Origin of the sequence: Ensifer sp. ENS03 (assembly GCF_014852035.1) — a bacterium.
Classification (GTDB): Bacteria; Pseudomonadota; Alphaproteobacteria; order Rhizobiales; family Rhizobiaceae; genus Ensifer; species Ensifer adhaerens.
In genome coordinates this window covers 300,377-318,246 of record NZ_JACVAV010000005.1, presented here as the reverse complement: position 1 = coordinate 318,246, position 17,870 = coordinate 300,377, and the positions used below count along the sequence as shown (strand labels likewise).

16 protein-coding genes are annotated in these 17,870 nt (G+C 63.6%); 10 read left to right on the top strand and 6 right to left on the bottom strand.

Annotated elements, in window-relative coordinates; all coding sequences use genetic code 11:
• Positions 1-4: 4 nt before the first annotated feature.
• Positions 5-994, bottom strand: coding sequence for a WD40 repeat domain-containing protein (locus tag IB263_RS19935; protein ID WP_060604675.1), 990 nt, complete (start codon positions 992-994; stop codon positions 5-7).
• On the bottom strand, positions 994-2,109 hold the full coding sequence (locus IB263_RS19930; protein ID WP_090297959.1) for a GTP-binding protein: 1,116 nt from the start codon (positions 2,107-2,109) through the stop codon (positions 994-996). Before IB263_RS19930 ends, IB263_RS19935 begins: the two co-directional genes overlap by 1 nt.
• A gap of 187 nt (positions 2,110-2,296) precedes the next feature.
• Here IB263_RS19930 and IB263_RS19925 point away from each other — a divergent pair, with 187 nt between their 5' ends.
• Positions 2,297-3,388: a glycosyltransferase family 1 protein gene (locus tag IB263_RS19925; protein WP_192438903.1), complete on the top strand. Its 1,092-nt coding sequence runs from the start codon at positions 2,297-2,299 to the stop codon at positions 3,386-3,388.
• Positions 3,389-3,403: 15 nt separating this feature from the next.
• Here the strand turns inward: IB263_RS19925 and IB263_RS19920 are convergent, their stop codons facing one another.
• The 3 genes from IB263_RS19920 to IB263_RS19910 form a co-directional block, all read right to left on the bottom strand.
• Positions 3,404-4,282 carry a glycosyltransferase family 2 protein gene (locus IB263_RS19920; protein WP_192438902.1) on the bottom strand — a complete coding sequence of 293 codons (879 nt, stop codon included), beginning with the start codon at positions 4,280-4,282 and terminating at the stop codon, positions 3,404-3,406.
• A gap of 77 nt (positions 4,283-4,359) precedes the next feature.
• Positions 4,360-5,754: a hypothetical protein gene (locus tag IB263_RS19915; RefSeq protein WP_060517553.1), complete on the bottom strand. Its 1,395-nt coding sequence runs from the start codon at positions 5,752-5,754 to the stop codon at positions 4,360-4,362.
• Positions 5,755-5,833: 79 nt separating this feature from the next.
• A complete protein-coding gene (locus tag IB263_RS19910; protein WP_192438901.1) occupies positions 5,834-6,625 on the bottom strand; it encodes a creatininase family protein in 792 nt (263 codons plus the stop codon).
• 113 nt (positions 6,626-6,738) lie between these two features.
• Between IB263_RS19910 and IB263_RS19905 the strand changes: the two genes are divergently transcribed.
• From IB263_RS19905 to IB263_RS19895, 3 genes are all read left to right on the top strand, one after another.
• On the top strand, positions 6,739-7,236 hold the full coding sequence (locus tag IB263_RS19905; protein ID WP_034786917.1) for a MarR family winged helix-turn-helix transcriptional regulator: 498 nt from the start codon (positions 6,739-6,741) through the stop codon (positions 7,234-7,236).
• A 169-nt stretch (positions 7,237-7,405) separates the two neighbouring features.
• A complete protein-coding gene (locus IB263_RS19900) occupies positions 7,406-8,428 on the top strand; it encodes a LacI family DNA-binding transcriptional regulator (protein WP_034786913.1) in 1,023 nt (340 codons plus the stop codon).
• 27 nt (positions 8,429-8,455) lie between these two features.
• Complete coding sequence (locus tag IB263_RS19895; protein WP_134886230.1) at positions 8,456-9,421, top strand: 2-hydroxyacid dehydrogenase; 966 nt, start codon at positions 8,456-8,458, stop codon at positions 9,419-9,421.
• A 42-nt stretch (positions 9,422-9,463) separates the two neighbouring features.
• Here IB263_RS19895 and IB263_RS19890 read toward each other — a convergent pair whose 3' ends face one another.
• The gene (locus tag IB263_RS19890; RefSeq protein ID WP_034787271.1) at positions 9,464-10,222 is read right to left on the bottom strand and encodes a gamma-glutamyl-gamma-aminobutyrate hydrolase family protein; all 759 of its coding nucleotides are present in this window, start codon (positions 10,220-10,222) and stop codon (positions 9,464-9,466) included.
• Between the two features lie 429 nt (positions 10,223-10,651).
• Between IB263_RS19890 and IB263_RS19885 the strand changes: the two genes are divergently transcribed.
• The 6 genes from IB263_RS19885 to IB263_RS19860 all read left to right on the top strand — a co-directional run bounded on the left by IB263_RS19885 (position 10,652) and on the right by IB263_RS19860 (position 17,781).
• Entirely contained in the window at positions 10,652-12,961 is a 2,310-nt protein-coding gene (locus tag IB263_RS19885) for a bifunctional diguanylate cyclase/phosphodiesterase (RefSeq protein ID WP_192438900.1), read from the top strand.
• A 232-nt stretch (positions 12,962-13,193) separates the two neighbouring features.
• Positions 13,194-13,967 (top strand): hypothetical protein, encoded by a 774-nt coding sequence (locus IB263_RS19880; RefSeq protein ID WP_060517561.1) that lies wholly within the window; start codon positions 13,194-13,196, stop codon positions 13,965-13,967.
• A 235-nt stretch (positions 13,968-14,202) separates the two neighbouring features.
• Positions 14,203-14,427 carry an aa3-type cytochrome c oxidase subunit IV gene (locus tag IB263_RS19875; protein ID WP_034786900.1) on the top strand — a complete coding sequence of 75 codons (225 nt, stop codon included), beginning with the start codon at positions 14,203-14,205 and terminating at the stop codon, positions 14,425-14,427.
• Positions 14,428-14,814: 387 nt separating this feature from the next.
• Positions 14,815-15,960: a Re/Si-specific NAD(P)(+) transhydrogenase subunit alpha gene (locus IB263_RS19870; RefSeq protein ID WP_060517563.1), complete on the top strand. Its 1,146-nt coding sequence runs from the start codon at positions 14,815-14,817 to the stop codon at positions 15,958-15,960.
• Positions 15,960-16,370, top strand: a complete 411-nt coding sequence (locus IB263_RS19865; protein ID WP_034786897.1) for an NAD(P) transhydrogenase subunit alpha — start codon at positions 15,960-15,962, stop codon at positions 16,368-16,370. The genes IB263_RS19870 and IB263_RS19865 overlap by 1 nt, the downstream gene beginning before the upstream one ends.
• Before the next feature lie 10 nt (positions 16,371-16,380).
• Positions 16,381-17,781, top strand: a complete 1,401-nt coding sequence (locus IB263_RS19860) for an NAD(P)(+) transhydrogenase (Re/Si-specific) subunit beta (protein ID WP_060517565.1) — start codon at positions 16,381-16,383, stop codon at positions 17,779-17,781.
• Positions 17,782-17,870 lie beyond the last annotated feature (89 nt).

Below are 17,870 nucleotides of genomic sequence, written 5' to 3'. Positions count from 1 at the left end.
CCGTTTATCCCGCGATATCGACGACGCCGCAGTCGCCCTCGGCCGAGCCGAAGGCCAGCTGCCGGCCATCCTTGTTCCACGCCATGGCGGTGATTGCGCCCTTGCCGGGACGGCGCAGCAGCACTTCCTTGCTGTCGGCAAAGCGTGCGCCGAGGATCATGCCGTCCTGATAGCCGATGGCGACGATATCTTCAGCCGGATGGCAGCAGACGGAGGTCACCATGATGTCGGCGCGGGTGCCGAGTTCGAGCGGCGCCTTGCCCATCGGGCCGTCCTTGCCCTGGAAGGGCCATACGATGGCAGCTGGCGCGCCCGAGGATGCGAGCCACTTGCCCTTGGCCGACCAGGAAAAGGACTTCACCTTGGCCGGATAGCCGGTCATGCGCATGTGGCGCGCTTCGGCGCCGGGCTTGGCGTCGAGCTTCCAGCCGTGGAGCGCGTTTTCCTGCATCGTGGTGACGAGGAAGCGGCCGTCGGGCGAGAAGGTGACGCCGGTGTGGGCGCCCTTCCATTCGAGGTCGATCGGCTGGCCCGATGTGCCGACCCAATGCAACGACACGCCGTTGTAGCGCGCTGCGGCGACGCGAAGGCCTTTCGGCGCGAAGGCGAGGCCTTCGACCGTGCGTTGCTCGGCGAATTCCTTCGTCGTGCCGTCGGCAAGCTTCACGTGCGTGGTCTTGCCATAGGCATAGCCAACGGCACCTTGCGGGCCGGCGGCAACCTGGGCGATCCACTTGCGCGGCGCTTCGGCGACCAGCGCCGTGGTACCGTCGGCGGCCGTGCGCATGACCTTGCCATCTTCGCCGCCGGTCAGCAGCGTATCGTTGGCTTCGTCGACCACGAGCGAGAGCAGGCCTTCGTGGACCTCCGTCGTCTTGTGGCCGAGGTCGAGGCGGTGGATGGCGCCGGTGGCTTCGGCGAAGAAGGGGACGCCTTTGAGAAAGGCCACGCCGACGACGTGACCTTCGAGATCGAGGGGAGCGACAGTCGGCATCAGTTCGGCTGCGCCTCGCAGGCCTTGAAGGTGCGCTCGAGCTTTTCGCGGTCGAGGTCACGGCCGATGAAGACGAGGCGGCTTTCGCGCTTTTCGCCTTCCTTCCACGCACGCTGGTGATCGCCCTCGATGATCATGTGCACGCCCTGAACGACGTAACGCTCGGCGTCGCCAGCAAAGGCGATGATGCCCTTCAGGCGCAGGATGTTCGGGCCGTCCGTCTGGGTGATCTTCTGGATCCAGGGGAAGAAGCGATCCGGGTTCATCTCGCCGCCGCGCAGCGAGATCGACTGCACCGTCACGTCGTGGATCGGCGAGGGGGCATCGTGGTGGTGATGATGGTCGTGATCGTGGTCATGATCATGATGATGGTGGTCGTGATCATGATCATGGTGGTGATGGTGATGATCGTGGCCGCAATCCGGACCGCAGGTGTGATCGTGTTCGTGATCGTCCTGGTCGAGGAAGTGCGGATCGTTTTCCAGCGCCTTTTCGAGATTGAAGGCGCCCTGGTCGAGGACCTTGGCGAGATCGATCTCGGAGCGCTGGGTGCGATAGATGCGGGCCGACGGATTGATGACGCGCACGGTCGCCTCGATGCGCTCCAGTTCCTCGGGCGTGACGAGGTCGGTCTTGTTGAGCAGAACGACATCGGCGAAGGCGATCTGGTCTTCGGCCTCGCGGCTGTCCTTGAGGCGCAGCGGCAGGTGCTTGGCGTCGACCAGCGCGACGACGGCGTCAAGCTCGGTCTTGGCGCGCACGTCGTCGTCCATGAAGAAGGTCTGGGCGACCGGGACCGGGTCGGCAAGGCCCGTGGTCTCGACGATGATCGCATCGAAGCGGCCGGGGCGGCGCATCAGGCCTTCCACCACGCGGATCAGGTCGCCGCGCACGGTGCAGCAGACGCAGCCGTTGTTCATCTCGTAGATTTCCTCGTCGGATTCCACGATCAAGTCGTTGTCGATGCCGATCTCGCCGAACTCGTTGACGATGACCGCGTATTTGCGGCCATGGTTCTCGCTGAGGATGCGGTTCAAAAGCGTCGTCTTGCCGGCGCCGAGATAGCCGGTGAGCACGGTGACGGGGATCGGCTTCTGCGGGGATGTTTCGGTCATGGGAACCTCTGGGATTTCCGGATGCGGGAGCAGGCATCCTAGTCGCGTCTCATATAGGAGATGCGGCGGCGATGCGCAAATGGCGCAGGCGATTTTGCCGGTCGGGCGGCGTTGATCGCTGCGATCCCGATAACCCTCCTTTCATCAAGATCGGCGAGAGTGCGCAGCACATCGAAGGGGTGCGCACGTGAAGACGATTTCCATCAACGGCCGGTTCCTGACCCAGCCGCTTACGGGCGTGCAGCGCTTCGCCCGCGAGATGATCCGGGCGCTCGATCAGCGCATCGCTTCGGGTGCCGTGCCGCATGCGCTGAAGGGCGTGCGCTGGCGGCTCCTTTCTCCCGGCAAGGCTGTCGATGATCTCGGCCTCAAGGCGATTTCGGTGGAGCACTTCGGCTCCGGCCCGGGCCATCTGTGGGAGCAGGGGCCACTCTTCTGGCGGTCACGCCGCGACACGCTCATCGGCTTCGGCGGCAGCGGGCCGGTGCTGCATGGCGACCAGGTGGTGGTGATCCACGACGTTACGCTATTTCGCCATCCGGCCTCCTTTGGCCGCGGCTACCGACTGTTCCACGGAACGCTCGGCTATCTTCTTGCGCGGAGGGCGAAGATCGGCACGGTCTCGAACTTCTCGCGCAAGGAACTAGCCGACGTCTTCCGCGTGCCTTCGGCCGGTATCGACGTGATCTACAATGCAACCGATCACTTCGCCGGCCTTCAGCCGGACGACGGTGTCATCGCGCGGCTCGGGCTGACCGATACACCCTTCTTCCTTCTGGTCGGCACGCTGAAACCCAACAAGAATGTCGAGTTTGCCGTGCGCGCCTTCGAGGCCTTGGGTGCCGGTGACCACAAGCTGGTCGTGGTGGGCGGCACCGATCCCAACGTGTTTCGCGCGATCGCGCCGACGTCGAAGGGCAATCTGATCTTTCCGGGGCGCCTGACCGACGCGGAGATCGCCGGGCTGCAACGCCGCGCTGTCGCCTTCGTCTTTCCGAGCCTCTACGAAGGTTTCGGCATCCCGCCGCTCGAAGCGATGACGCAAGGCTGCCCGGTGCTGGCCGCCGACATTCCACCGGTGCGCGAGGCCTGCGGCGATGCGGTGCGCTACTTCGATCCGTTGAAGACGGAAACGCTGGTCGAGGCCATGCGGACGATCTCCGTCGACGCGACTTTGCGCCGTGAGTTGACGCATGCCGGTTACGACAATGCCAAGCGCTTTTCCTGGGATGGAAGCGCGGTCCTGCTGCTCAACATGCTGGCTGCCAGCCGGGCTTGATGGCTGCGGAGGGCGTTAGAGGTCGAGCACGCGCATCGGGTCCAACCGTCCGCGCAGCATATCCAAGACGGCGATGACGTTGCCCTTCAGCCGACCGCGGCGGTCGATGAGGCCTTGCGACCTGACGCTGCCGAGGATGTTGGCAGCGACGTTGCCCCCCATCAGACGCAGCGCCCATTTGAGGCCGACCGTGCCCTTGTTGCGCAGATAGAGCGGATTGGCGACCTGCGAGTAGCCGAAACGCAAACCCGAGGTGCGGCCGCGCTTGTTGCCGAGATGGACGCCGCGCAATCTCGGCGACTTGACGATGCGCCCGCGTGACGCAAGCTGCCGGCAGAAATCGACGTCCTCCTGCCAGCCGTAGAGCGGCAGGCGCTCGTCGAAGCGGGTGTGCTCGACGGCGATCGCCGCAACACGGAAGGCCATGTTGCAGCCGTAGGCATTGAAGGCGGGCGTGATTTGATCCTCGGGCGCGGGACCGGCGTCGCCATCGAGGATCGCCTTCGCATCGGCCACCGAAATGCCGGGTCCGTGAATGCCGTCTGCCAGAACCAGGCCGGTTGCAACGACGATATCCGCCTCGCGCGCAAACAATCGCTCGGTCTCTGCGAGAAAGTCGTGGTGTGGCAGGAAGTCGTCGTCGAAGAAGACGATCAGGTCGGCGGTCGTCGCGTGGTCGAGGATCGCATTGCGCTGCGCGCTCGAGCCTTTGCTGCCCTTAACGACGCGGACGTCGACTGCGAGGGCACTGAGGCGGTTTTCGTCGATGTCCTCGGGCGCGCTCGGGCAGACCAGGATGGAGTCCGGCAAGCGGGTCTGCCGCGTCAGATGCAGCAGGGTCTCCGAAAGGACTTCGCGGCGGCCTGCGGTCGCTATGCCGACGACGATGTTCATGGCGGACTCTCCGAACGTTTCGGCGGCGATCTAACCGGAAATTCGTGCAGTTTTTCTTAGCGCAATTGTTTCCAGCCCTATGGGGCCGGAGCCCGCATCATCAGCCGCAATTGGTTGAGTGCGAGCAGGCACAGGACGCCGCCCCCGAGGATGCCGGCGCCGATCGCGAGATAGCTGGTTTCGCCGGCGAGCGCGAAGGCGAAACCAGCCGTGGCGAGCCCTGCGGCGGCAAGAAGCACCGGCGACCAGGGGAGGTCGAAGGGAAGCACCGCCATCAGGCGCAGACCGAAGGCGGTCGCAAGGACCGCGCCGATCGCACCACCGGTCGCAAGCGCCGTATCGCTCGGGCCTGCGACAACCAGCGCCGCGAGCGCCCCGAGGTTCAGCAGCAGGCAGTCGATGACGGCGAGCAGAAGGATCAGCGCAAGACGCTGCTTCAGGTGCAGCGGCGTCGGCAACATGATCTGCGTCAGCGTGCGGGCAAGCGAAATGAGGATGATCGCGGGCGCCGTGGCGAGGAACCCCTGCTGCAGGTCCGGGCTGATGACGACCCACGTGACCGGCAGGAGCACTGCAAAGATGCCGGCCGCCATCATCAGCGCGAAGCTGGCAAGCAGGGCATAGTATTGCCCGAGCGTCCGGGCGAGGTCCGCGCGGTTGTCGGTCCGGTCGTGGGCGGCGACGATTTCGGGGTACTGGATCGCCTGAAGCGCCGAAACGATGAGCACGAAGGGCCGCTGCAAAAGGTCGAGCGCCAACAGCGCGCCGGCGGCACCCGTCGCTCCGAGAACGGATGTCAGCAGCGTCTTGAGGGCGAGCGGCGCGAACATGGCGGCCGTTGCAGCGCCGGCCGAAACGCTGCCATAGACGAGGTGCTTGCGGAAGCGCGCAGTCTCCAGTGCAACGGTCGGTCGCGCTGCCGGGCTGCGGGAAAGAACCGAGGCGAGCAGGCCGTAGGCAGCGTAGCCGGCCAGAAGCCCCGTGACCGTTGAGAGGAAGGTGGGCGAGGCCAATGCCCCGGCGAGCGTGCCGACTGCGAGAATTGTGGCGCGTGATCCCTGCAACACGGAAAAGGCGCGAAAGTCCTGACGAAACCGCAGCATCGTCAGATGCAGGTCGCTGCCCCCTTGCGCGATCGACACTAGACCGCCGACAAGGGCGACGACCGGCGGCACGCCGAAGAACACGGCTATCGAGGCTGCGGCCAGGCAGAGTGCTGCGCAGACCGTCGCTTCAACGAGGATCGTGCGCCGCTCAGCCGCCTCGCTGTCAGCGTCCGGCCCCGGATAGAAGCGGGTGCAGGCGAAGCGCACCCATTCGAAAGCGGCGATCGCTGCGAATTGGCAGATCGAGACGAACAGCGAATAGCTGGCGTAGTCCGCAGGCGCCAGCCAATGGGCGACGATGATCAGCAGGCCGAAGGCGATGACGGCCTGATAAAAATAGGCGCCGAGCGCTATGATCTTCGCCATGGGTTCTCTGCTCTTCCAACGGACGTCCTTGATAGCGCAAAACCGCAAAGAAAGTGTTTGCCGGGCGTCGGTTCACGCGTCAGGCGAGTTCAGACGGGTCGAAATCCCTGACGTCTTCGAGCAGTTCGACAAGGCCTTTGACGGCATGGGCAAGCAGCGCCTCGCCGCGCGCAGCCGTTGCGGCTGACGCGTTGCCGGCAACGCCATCGGCGTTGAGGTCGCGCATCTTCCAGCCGAAGGCATGCGGGCCGTAGGCACGCAGATGCTTGAAGCGACCGGCAAAGTCGCGCTGACGCGAGGGGAAATCGGACGCTTTTGTCGTGTCCACCTTGTCGGGATGCAGCGCCAGCATCACCGAAGTCTCGATATCGCCGCCGTGAATGTCGAAGGCCTTGTCTTCTGGCGCGATCCAGCCGTCCGGCTGGCCGAAGCGGGTCCAGCTGGTCGCGACCGCCAGCATGTTCAAGCGCACGCGCGCTTCGGTCGCGACGATCGTCATCAACGGCGAATTGCCGCCGTGGGCGTTCAGCATCACGAGCTTGCGAATACCAAGGCCATGGAGATCCCCGGCGATGCCGAGCCAGCGCTCCACGGCCTCGTCATAGGCGAGCGTGCGGGTGCCGGCGACATCCATGTGCTCGATCGAGTAGCCGACCGGCTCGGCCGGCAGGAAGGTTACAGGCAGATCGGCGGGAAGGACGGCGATGGTGCGGGAGACGATCCCCTCGGCAATCAGCGTGTCGGTTTCGAAGGGCAGGTGAGGTCCGTGCTGCTCATGCGCGCCGAGCGGCAGCACCGCGATCCAGTCGCGACGGGCGTCAGGCGGAAGATCGGCCGGATTGTCCTGCCATCGCGGCTCGGGCATCGACATTTCTCTTCGATCCTCCACGTCAATTGTCGTAAAATTGTTATTTGAGTCATACAGTTCGTAATCGCAAGCTGTATTGTTATAAGTGTTCGAGACGGGATTCGGCAGGAGGTCCAATGGGCAAGAAGAACAAGGCCGAAAAGAAGGGCAAGAACGGCAAGAAGAAGGACGAGCTCCTGATCGAGCCGCACGATCTTGCCGCCGTCCTTGTCCAGGCTGCGCGGTCCATGCGCACCGTGCTCTCCCGCAATTTGCTTGAAAGCGGCCTCTATGCCGGACAGGATGGCGTCATGCTGGCGCTGGCCGAGACCGATGGCCTGACGGCCGGCGGGCTCGCGGTCAAGCTCGGCGTCAAGGCGCCGACCATGACCCGCACCATCGGCCGCATGGAAGCGCAGGGCTTTCTCGAGCGGCGTCCGGACGACGATGATGCCCGGCTCACGAAGGTCTATCTCACTGAGCCCGGCCGCAACCGGCTGCAGACGATCGCCGAGGCCGGACAGCACTCGGAAAAGCTCGCGACCCGCGGCCTGACCGATAAGCAGGTTCGCACGCTGATGAAGCTGCTGCGCGCCGTCGACAGCAATCTTCAGGCTGCGCGCGCGGCCGATTGAACCGGATTTGCCGCATATTGCCGCGGCGATTTAAACAGTTTAAATAGGGATTTAAATTTATGGCACGCGTGCCGTCTCAAAGGCGCGCGAAGGATGTCGAACGGCTTGACGCACCGCTCCTGGCTGGGGTTCGTGCGGATGGGGCGAAACAGGGCTTACAGGTGGCATCGTGGCGCAAAAGGTGAAGCTTTCGACGATCGCGGAAACACTCGGTCTTTCGACGGCGACGGTATCCCTGGCCCTGCGTGACAGCCCGCTGGTGGCGACCGTCACCCGCGACAAGATCAAGGAACAGGCGCGCGCGCTCGGCTATATCTACAACCGCCGCGCTGCCAGTCTCAGGACATCGCGATCGGGCATCATCGGCGTCGTCGTGCACGACATCATGAACCCGTTCTACGGGGAAATCCTCAAGGCGATCGAGGCCGAACTCGACCGCGACAAGCAGACCTTCATTCTTTCCAATCACTACGATTCCGTCGACAAGCAGCGCGATTTCATCGAGACGCTGCTGCAGCTCGGCGGCGACGGCGTCATCATGTCGCCGGCGATCGGCACGCCGCTGGAGGATATCCAGCTTGCCGAGGACAACGGCATGCCGGCGATCCTGATCGCCCGCTCGATCGAGGGTGTGGACGTGCCGATCTTCCGCGGCGACGACGCCTACGGCATCTCGCTTGCCGCCAACCACCTGATCGGCCTTGGCCACCGCTGCATCGCCATGGTCGGCGGCACGGACGAGACCTCCACCGGACGCGACCGCTACCAGGGCTACGTCAACGCGCTGCGCAAGGCGAACATCGAGGTCGATCCGGAACTGCGCATTCCCGGGCCCCGCACGAAGCAGGGCGGCTTCGAGGCCGCAGTGCACCTGCTTTCGTTGCCGCAGAAGCCGACCGCGGTCGTCTGTTGGAACGACCTCGTGGCGATCGGCATGATGAACGGCATCGCGCGCGCCGGTCTCGTGCCGGGCGTCGACATCTCGGTTACCGGCTACGACGACCTGGAAGAGGCGTCGATCGCGACGCCGGCGCTCACCACCGTCTGGAATGGGCAGGCCGATGTCGGCCGCAGTGCTGCCCGCGCACTACTCGACAAGCTCTCCGGCAGCCATGAGCCGGACGGAATTCACCTGATCAAGCCGGAGATGCGCATCCGGCAGTCGACCGGCCCCTTGCGGGTCATCGCCTGAGGCCCATCACCCGCAAGGAAAATTGCCATGTCTGCCCGCATTCGCGTTCTCGTGCCCGGAAAAATCAATCCGCGGGTGATCGATCGTCTGGCGGAACGGTTCGACGTGGTGCGGATCGAAGGTGCCGATGCGACGCTGGTGACGCCGCAGATGCAGGACGTCAAGGCGATCGCCGTTTCCGGGCGCGTGCCGGCTGCACTGATGGACGCCCTGCCTGAACTTGAGATCATCGCCAATTTCGGCGTCGGCTACGACGGGGTGGAGGTCGGGCATGCCGCGGCCAAGGGAATTGCCGTCAGCAACACGCCCGACGTCCTGACGGAAGAAGTGGCCGATACCGCGGTCGGGCTGCTGCTCAACACGCTCCGTCAATTGCCGCAGGCGGAGCAATGGCTGCGCCAGGGTCGCTGGAGCCGCGAGGGCGCGTTCCCGCTATCGCCGCTGTCGCTGCGGGGTCGAAGCGTCGGTCTTTACGGTCTCGGACGCATCGGTCTTGCGATTGCCAAGCGGCTCGAAGCCTTCGGCGTATCGATCGCCTATCATACGCGCAGCCCGCGCGAAGGCCTTGCCTATGCCTACCATTCGACGCTGACGGGGCTCGCAGCTGCGGTCGACACGCTTGTTGTCATCGTACCCGGCACCGAGGCGACGCGGCGGACGGTCAATGCGGAGGTGCTTGCCGCGCTTGGCGGCAATGGGGTGCTGATCAATGTCGGACGCGGCTCGACGGTCGACGAACAGGCCTTGATCGCGGCGCTTCAGGCGGGCGTGATCGCCGGTGCCGGTCTCGATGTCTTCGAGAACGAGCCGCAGGTGCCGGAGGCGCTTGTGGCGCTGCCGAATGTTTCGCTCCTGCCGCACGTGGCCTCTGCCTCGGTGGTGACGCGCAACGCCATGGCCGACCTCGTCGCCGACAACGTCGTGGCGTGGTTCTCGACCGGCAAAGCGCTGACGCCCGTGCCGGAAACACCGTTCACGCGACGCGCGGACTAAGGCCCGACGTCGACGCGCCAGGCGCACGGTCAAACAGATAGCTCAGGCGGCCAGACGACCGGCGGCGTAGGTTCTGACCGCATCGCCGAACGCCTTGAACAGGCTCGCGGACGGCGTGTCCGTGCGCACCCAATATTCCGGATGCCATTGCACGCCGACGGCAAAGGCCTTGGAGCCGATCACCGAGACGGCTTCGATCGTGCCGTCGTCGGCAACCGCTTCGACCGCAAGACGGGGCGCGGCAGCGCCGATCGCCTGGCGATGGAGCGAGTTGACGCGGATGCGGCCGGCGCCGAGCACCGGTGCGAGGCAGCTTCCTTCCTTGACGATCACGTCCTGGCGGATGCCGTAGGCGACGTCGAGTTCCTTCACGTCGGGCTTGCGGTGATCCCAGATGCCCGGTTGGTCCTGAATTTCGGAGGCGAGCGTGCCGCCGAGTGCGACGTTCAGTTCCTGAATGCCGCGACAGATGGCAAGAAGCGGCACGCCGCGCTCCAGCGCGCGGGTGATGAGCGGCAGGCTGGTCGCGTCGCGGCCGGGATCGAAGGGGCCATCACTCTCCTTGGCCTCGGCTCCATAGAGCGAGGGATGGACGTTCGAGCGGGCGCCACTTGCCAGCACGCCGTCGACCCGGTCGAGGATCTCGTCGATGTCGTTGCCGGTCTCGAGTGCCGGGATGAGGAAGGGCATGACGCCGGCGCCTTCGACGGCGGCGCGGACATATTGATGGGCAACGACATGCCAGACATTGCCGTCGAATTCGCGGAAATCGCACGGGATGGCAACGACAGGTTTCGACATCATCAGGCTCCGTTGGATGCTTGAGAAAAGCCTTGCCTTCAGTTGCAGATGAAAGTCAACTGAGAAGGTGGTGAGCGCGATCGTCGCGCCGATCCCGGGCAGCGAGACAGGAGGAGCGATCCGAAACGGCAGGAAATCGCAGGTATTTCTTCAAGAACGAGTAACCATCACAGGCGCAAGTTTGGGATCATCTACGGGCGTCGCAGAATTGTCGAAGTTGCGATCAAGCCGTTTTATTGTGCGAATGCCTATGTTTGGTTGTAGAAACCGAGTATTGTCCCGTGCGGTTCGCACTACTGAGTTGAACTCTTGGGCGATGCCGGTGAAGACCCGTGGTTTTGCTGGGATTCGGTACATTTTTCGGGGCGTTAGACGAAATCTTTCGTTAAGTCATCACCCCTAACAATCCGGTAAACCGGAGCTTGGTTCATGATGCGACTTGGACAGAGCGCTCTTCCGACTGACGTGTATCTGTCATCCGTGAGCTCGCTCTACGAACATCGCAAAACGCTGGTGATCGGCATGCTGTCGCATGTCGTGACGTTCCTGCTCGTCTATCTGAAAACCAGTGATCCGCTCTATCTCGCCTGCTCCGGTGTGATCTTCGTCCTCTGGGCGCTGCGCAATCTCGACATGGCGCGGTTCGACCGGCAGGATTTCTCCAATGCCGATCGGGCGATGGTCCGCAAGTGGGAGAACCGCTACATCGTCGGCGGCGTCAGCGTCACGCTCACCTGCGGTATTGCCTGTGGCTACGCCATCGCCATCAGCCAGGACTCCTTTTCCGAGCTCGCCACCATTTCGGTGACGCTTGCGTCGATGATTTCGCTCGTCGGGCGCAATTACGGCTCCGAGCGGGCCGTGCTCCTCTTGTCTTCCTCGGCCTGCCTGCCGATCGTCATCGGCCTGATCACGCTGCAGGACGTGTTCATGCTGGCGCTTGCCGTGCTGATCCTGCCCTTCATCCTGTCCACCTGGATGATGGCCAACAATGTGCGCGCCTTCCTCTATGAAAACGTGATGGCAGCGCGCGAGATCGCCACGATCGCCGGCCAGTTCGACACGGCGCTCAACAACATGACGCATGGGCTGTTCATGCTTGATGCCGATGGCCGGGTGGTCGTCGCCAACGAGCGGGCCTGCGAATTGCTGGCCCTCGGCGACCGCACCGAACTCAAGGGCTGGTTGCTCGATGATGTGATCCGGCGCGGCGCCCGGCGCATGCGGCTCGATCCGGACAAGACCAAGGTCATTTCGCGCCAGCTCGACCTCCTGCTCAAGGGCAAGCGGCCGCAGGTGCTGATCCCCGTCAGCGAAGAGCTGCATCTGGAATTTTCGGCGAGCCGCCGCGATAACGGCGACACGGTGCTGATTTTTGAAGACGTGACCGCGCGCGTCCAGGCGGAAAAGCAGATCCTGCATATGGTGCGGTTCGACAAGCTGACGCAGCTGCCGAGCCGCGACTATTTCGGGGAGCTGGTGCAGGCGACGGTGAGCGCGGACGACACGGCCGAACGGTTGGTCGGGTTGATGGTTCTCGACGTAACGGAATTCAAGCACGTCAATGACATGCGCGGCCATATCGTCGGCGACAGACTGCTTCATGCGATTGCCGGCCGGCTAAGGGTGCTTGCCGGTGACGATGCGATCGTCGCGCGGCTGATGGGCGACGAGTTCGTCGTGTTCATTCCCGGTGGCAGTGACGCTATTGCACTCGAAGAGCGGATGCGCGGACTTCATGCCGATCTGCGCGATACTTACGAAGCCGGCGGCTTCACCTTCAGCATGACGATGAGCGCTGGCATCGTCATCGCTTCGAGCCTCGACCTCAAGCTCGAGGACTTGCAGATCAAGGCGGATCTTGCGCTTTCGGAAACAAAGCTGCGCAACCGCGGTGGCTGCACGGCCTTCGAGGCCGAGATGGATGCGCGCTACGTCGATCGCCAGAAGCTGAAGGCGGACCTGCGCGAGGCGATCAACGCCCGCAGCCTGACGCTCTCCTACCAGCCGATGTTCGCCCCGAACGGCGGGCGCGTGGAGTGCTGCGAGGCGTTGGCGCGGTGGACCCATCCCGAACGCGGGCCGGTGCCGCCGAACGTATTCATCCAGCTTGCCGAAGAGCTCGGGCTGGTCACGGAAATCACCCGCTTTGTTCTCGACCAGGCGTGCCGGGACTGCATGAACTGGCCGGGCGACGTATCGGTGTCGGTCAACCTGTCGGTGCTCGACCTTCGCAGCAGCGAAATCGTGGTCATGGTCACGGACGCACTTCGCGTAACCGGTCTCGATGCCGCGCGGCTGCATCTGGAAGTGACGGAAAGCTGCCTGATGGACGAGCCGCTGAAGGTGCAGGCGATCCTGCGCGAACTGCGCGGACTGGGCATCACGATCGCCATCGACGATTTCGGCACCGGCTACTCGAGCCTCAGCTATCTCGATGCCCTGCCGGTCGACATCATCAAGATCGACCGTTCCTTCGTGCGCAACATCCGCGAGGATTCTCGGCGCTTCAAGCTTCTGCGCGGGACCGCCAACCTTGCCCGCGCGCTCGGCCTGCGCATCGTCGTCGAAGGTGTCGAGACGGCGGACCAGCTACAACTTATCAACGAGCACAATTGTGCCGATCTGATACAGGGCTTCGTCTTTGCCGCACCCATGCCGGCTTCGGCCATTGCTACGCTTTGCAAGAATGGTGTGCCAAAACGAGGCACAAAAACCACCAGCAAGCGCATCGCCTAACCCCTGAAATCTTCTTGAAACTGTCCTGTTTTACTACTGGTTTTCCGGTAGCAAGTCATTGATTAGGTGCGCCAAATTGATCCCGCTTTGGTGCGCTTGATTTCAAATCGAGCAAATAAGTTCACGAATTTTTATGGTTAACGAAAAGTTAACGGTGAACTGTTTCGATTTGCGGTTGCCGCCCCATCACCCGTCAATAGGTTAACGATTTGTTAACCATGAGGTGTTGAGTATGGGTGAGACGGTTCACCAGGCTGAGCCTGGGCGCTTTTCTGAAAAACTGATGCAATTGCTCGATCGCGTCGAATACAGGCGGGTCGAAACCGGCGAGGACATGGAGGACATCGCGCGGCTGCGCTACAAGTCCTACAAGTCCGTCAATCTGATGGAGTTGACCGGCTCGACGCTGATCGACGATCTCGATTTCGACAGTCACGCCTATGTCTTCGGTCTCTATCTAGACGAAGTGCTTGTCAGCACCGTGCGCGTTCATCATGTGACGCCGGATCATCGCGCCAGCACGTCGGGCATGATCTTCGCTCCTGAGATCGACGCGTTCCTCGATGCCGGCATGGTGCTGGTCGATCCCGGCCGGTTGGCGGTCGATCCTGACGTGATCGGCGACGAGATGCGGGCGCTTCCCTATCTGACGCTGCGACCGGTCGCGATGGCCTGCGAGTATTTCGCTGCCGACCGCTGCCTGACGGCCTGCCGTCCGCGCCACGCGGCTTTCTACAAGCGCATCTTTGCGTCGGAGACGGTTGTCGCCAAGCGCGAGAACCTCGGTGTCTACAATGCCGACGGCGCGCTTCTGGTGGCACAGGTGCGGGGGCAGCGGCCGTCGATCCTCGACCGCTACCCGGTCTTCGATTCCGAACCGTTCGAACGCCGCATGATGTTTGCCGACCGCAGCGAGGTGCCGTTTGCGCCGCTGACGATCCTGCCGACCGCGCGCATGGCGCAGACCGGCTACGGCCGCTCCTACCGGATGTCCGTCTTCCGGTAAGCGGCCTTGATTGCGCATGCGAATTCGGGGCGCGTCGAGGCGCGCCGCACCTTGCTGTGTGGCGTGACATTTCGCCCCATCAGGTACGGCTAAAGAACGGGTTTTCGTTGCGCCAGCCGTGCGCATTGTGTAAGGGCAGCTATAAGGGTTTCGCGGCTTTTCGCGAGACCATGCTTCGATAGGGGCGGCGATGACCCCAAGGTGGCGCCGCGGCATTCAGGGAGAATTTTGAACGATGGCTGAGCATCATTCTGGACCGGTCGATGTGGGCGCTCCGATGGACTATCCGGAACACGAGAAGACCTACCTCATGTTCCTGAGTGCCTCGAAGTACGGCACGCTTTTCTGCGTCGCCCTGCTGATCGCGATGGCTGCCGGCTTCTTCACGACGATGGGCCTGATCTCCTCGATCGTGCTTTTCATTCTGATCAACGTCGCCGGTTTCTTCTTCCTTCGCTAATCGGCGCGACCAAACCGACTGTTGAGGGAGCGCAGACCGTGCTTCCTCGGCGACCGGGCGTTTGCCCGGAAGAAGCTGCATGTCGCCGGCTGGAGGTGCCGACGCATATGGCTTGAGGCCCGGATGCCCGTCGTAGGGCAGGGGTGGATAATCCTCACCCGAGTGAGGGAGGAGTGGACAGCAGGCCCGCAGAGCCCGATTGCGGCTCGATGCCGGTGGATCGCCAAAGGTCCCGCATCCAGGCGATGGCTTGCTCCAGACGATTGCGCCGGGCACAGGTGTGCCGCGCACATGAGGGCGTGTCGGCCCGGTAGGCCACCCGCTTTGCAGTCGGAGAGAATGCCCGCATTCCGGCCCTGGCTCGATTGCGGCCAGGAGGGGGGACTTGTGAGCGAGATCGTCTTCGTCGCCAAGGAAACGGATCCGAACGAGGGTCGCGTTGCCGCATCACCGGATACTGTGAAGAAACTGAAAGGTCTCGGCTTCGACGTCGTCGTCGAGGCGGGCGCCGGGTTTCTGTCGCGCATTCCGGATGCCGAGTTCGAAAAGTCCGGAGCCCGGATCGGCACGACGGCAGACGCCAGGACGGCGGATGTCGTGCTCAAGGTCCGTCGGCCGACGAGTGCCGAGATTGCCGGCTACAGGTCCGGCGCCATCGTCATCGCCATCATGGATCCCTACGGCAACGAGGCGGCGATCGCCGAGATGGCGAATGCCGGATTGACCGCTTTTGCGATGGAACTGATGCCGCGCATCACGCGCGCGCAGTCGATGGACGTGCTGTCCAGCCAGGCCAACCTCGCCGGCTATCAGGCGGTCATCGACGCGGCCTACGAATATGACCGGGCGCTGCCGATGATGATGACGGCGGCCGGCACGGTTCCTGCCGCCAAGGTCTTCGTCATGGGCGCCGGCGTTGCCGGTCTGCAGGCGATCGCGACGGCCCGCCGTCTCGGGGCTGTGGTCTCGGCAACCGACGTGCGTCCCGCCGCCAAGGAGCAGGTCGCCTCGCTCGGGGCCAAGTTCATCGCCGTCGAGGACGACGAGTTCAAGGCGGCTGAGACCGCCGGCGGCTACGCCAAGGAAATGTCCAAGGACTATCAGGCCAAGCAGGCAGCACTTGTCGCCGAGCATATCGCCAAGCAGGACATCGTTATTACCACGGCGCTTATCCCCGGCCGCCCGGCGCCGCGGCTCGTTACCCGCGAGATGCTGAAGAGCATGAAGCCCGGTTCGATCGCGGTCGATCTTGCGGTCGAGCGCGGCGGCAACGTCGAGGGGGCAGAGGCCGGCAAGGTCGCCGAGGTCGAAGGCGTCAAGGTTATCGGCCATCTGAATGTGCCGGGCCGCATCGCCGCTTCCGCCTCCGGGCTTTATGCCAAGAACCTCGTCACCTTCCTGGAGACGATGGTCTCCAAGGAGACCAAGGCGCTCGCGCTCAACATGGAAGACGAGCTCGTCAAGGCGACGGCGCTCACCCATGGCGGTCAAGTCGTGCATCCGAACTTCGGCGCCAGCAAGGGGGACAAGTGATGGCGAATGAACTTCTCGACAAGGCGCTCGCCGATCTCGACAGGGCTGTGGAAGCGGTCCGCACCGCCGCCGAATACGTGCCGGATGCGGCCGGTGCCGTCGCCCATGGCGCCACCGGCGGGGCGATCGACCCCTTCGTCTTTCGCCTGGCGATCTTCGTGCTGGCGATCTTCGTCGGCTATTACGTCGTCTGGTCGGTGACGCCGGCGCTGCACACGCCGCTGATGGCGGTCACCAACGCGATCTCCTCGGTCATCGTCGTCGGCGCCCTGCTGGCGGTCGGCATTTCCGCCTCGGGGCTGGCGACCGGCTTTGGCTTCATCGCGCTGGTGCTCGCCTCGGTCAACATCTTCGGCGGCTTCCTCGTCACCCAGCGCATGCTCGCCATGTACAAGAAAAAAGACAAGTGAGGCCGGCCCGATGAACGCCAACTTCGCAGCCTTCCTCTATCTCGTCTCCGGCGTCCTGTTCATCATGGCGCTGCGCGGCCTCTCGCATCCGACCACCAGCCGCAAGGGCAACACCTACGGCATGGTCGGCATGGGCATTGCCATCGTCACGACGCTGCTGCTTGCCAAGCCGAGCTTCGGTGGCCTGATGCTGATCGTGCTCGGCCTTGCCATCGGCGGCGGTATCGGTGCGTTCATCGCCCGCCGCATCGCCATGACGTCGATGCCGCAACTTGTTGCTGCCTTTCACTCGCTGGTCGGTCTTGCGGCCGTCATGGTGGCGGCTGCCGCCATGTATGCGCCGGAAAGCTTCGGCATCGGTACGATCGGTGACATCCACGCGCAGGCGCTGGTCGAAATGTCGCTCGGCGTCGCCATCGGCGCGATCACCTTTACCGGCTCGGTCATCGCCTTCCTAAAGCTCGACGGTCGCATGTCCGGCAAGCCGATCATGCTTTCGGGTCGGCATGCGATCAATGCCGGCCTGGCCGCCGCGCTCGTCGTGCTGGTGATCATGCTGGTCCTGACCCAAAGCACGACGGTGTTCTGGCTGATCGTCGTACTGTCGCTGGCGCTCGGCGTGTTGATCATCATTCCGATCGGCGGCGCCGACATGCCGGTGGTGGTCTCGATGCTCAACTCCTATTCGGGTTGGGCGGCGGCCGGCATCGGCTTTACGCTCGGCAACCTGGCGCTGATCATCACCGGGGCGCTCGTCGGTTCGTCCGGTGCGATCCTCTCCTACATCATGTGCAAGGGCATGAACCGCTCGTTCATCTCGGTCATCCTCGGCGGCTTCGGCGGTGAGACAGCAGCGGCCGGCAGTGACGACGGCGTCCAGCGCACGGTCAAGCAGGGCTCGGCCGATGACGCGGCCTTCCTGATGGCGAACGCCTCCAAAGTGATCATCGTGCCCGGCTACGGCATGGCGGTTGCTCAGGCGCAGCATGCGCTGCGCGAAATGGCCGATCAGCTGAAGGCGGCCGGCGTCGAGGTCAAATATGCGATCCATCCGGTCGCGGGCCGCATGCCCGGCCATATGAACGTTCTGCTGGCGGAAGCAAACGTTCCCTATGACGAAGTGTTCGAGCTCGAGGATATCAATTCCGAGTTCGCGCAGGCCGATGTCGCCTATGTCATCGGCGCCAATGACGTTACCAACCCGGCGGCGCGCGACGACAAGTCCTCGCCGATCTACGGCATGCCGATCCTTGACGTCGACAAGGCCAAGACCTGCCTGTTCGTCAAGCGTTCGCTCGGCTCCGGCTATGCCGGCATCGACAACACGCTGTTCTACAAGGACGGCACGATGATGCTGCTCGGCGACGCCAAGAAGGTGACGGAAGACATCGTCAAGGCGCTGCACGCCTGAGGGCTGCTCGCATCGACCGATAAAGAAACGCCCGCCTTTCGGCGGGCGTTTTGCGTTGAAGGAGATGCGCGCGCCGTATGCGGCGATGT

Excerpts from the sequence above, each read along its gene's own strand:
- IB263_RS19885 (WP_192438900.1), top strand. The coding sequence starts at position 10,652 with ATGATGCGACTTGGACAGAGCGCTCTTCCGACTGACGTGTATCTGTCA.
- IB263_RS19915 (WP_060517553.1), bottom strand. The coding sequence starts at position 5,754 with ATGGCGAAGATCATAGCGCTCGGCGCCTATTTTTATCAGGCCGTCATC.
- IB263_RS19895 (WP_134886230.1), top strand. The coding sequence starts at position 8,456 with ATGTCTGCCCGCATTCGCGTTCTCGTGCCCGGAAAAATCAATCCGCGG.
- IB263_RS19920 (WP_192438902.1), bottom strand. The coding sequence starts at position 4,282 with ATGAACATCGTCGTCGGCATAGCGACCGCAGGCCGCCGCGAAGTCCTT.
- IB263_RS19890 (WP_034787271.1), bottom strand. The coding sequence starts at position 10,222 with ATGTCGAAACCTGTCGTTGCCATCCCGTGCGATTTCCGCGAATTCGAC.
- IB263_RS19905 (WP_034786917.1), top strand. The coding sequence starts at position 6,739 with ATGGGCAAGAAGAACAAGGCCGAAAAGAAGGGCAAGAACGGCAAGAAG.
- IB263_RS19910 (WP_192438901.1), bottom strand. The coding sequence starts at position 6,625 with ATGTCGATGCCCGAGCCGCGATGGCAGGACAATCCGGCCGATCTTCCG.
- IB263_RS19875 (WP_034786900.1), top strand. The coding sequence starts at position 14,203 with ATGGCTGAGCATCATTCTGGACCGGTCGATGTGGGCGCTCCGATGGAC.
- IB263_RS19880 (WP_060517561.1), top strand. The coding sequence starts at position 13,194 with ATGGGTGAGACGGTTCACCAGGCTGAGCCTGGGCGCTTTTCTGAAAAA.
- IB263_RS19930 (WP_090297959.1), bottom strand. The coding sequence starts at position 2,109 with ATGACCGAAACATCCCCGCAGAAGCCGATCCCCGTCACCGTGCTCACC.
- IB263_RS19935 (WP_060604675.1), bottom strand. The coding sequence starts at position 994 with ATGCCGACTGTCGCTCCCCTCGATCTCGAAGGTCACGTCGTCGGCGTG.
- IB263_RS19865 (WP_034786897.1), top strand. The coding sequence starts at position 15,960 with ATGGCGAATGAACTTCTCGACAAGGCGCTCGCCGATCTCGACAGGGCT.
- IB263_RS19860 (WP_060517565.1), top strand. The coding sequence starts at position 16,381 with ATGAACGCCAACTTCGCAGCCTTCCTCTATCTCGTCTCCGGCGTCCTG.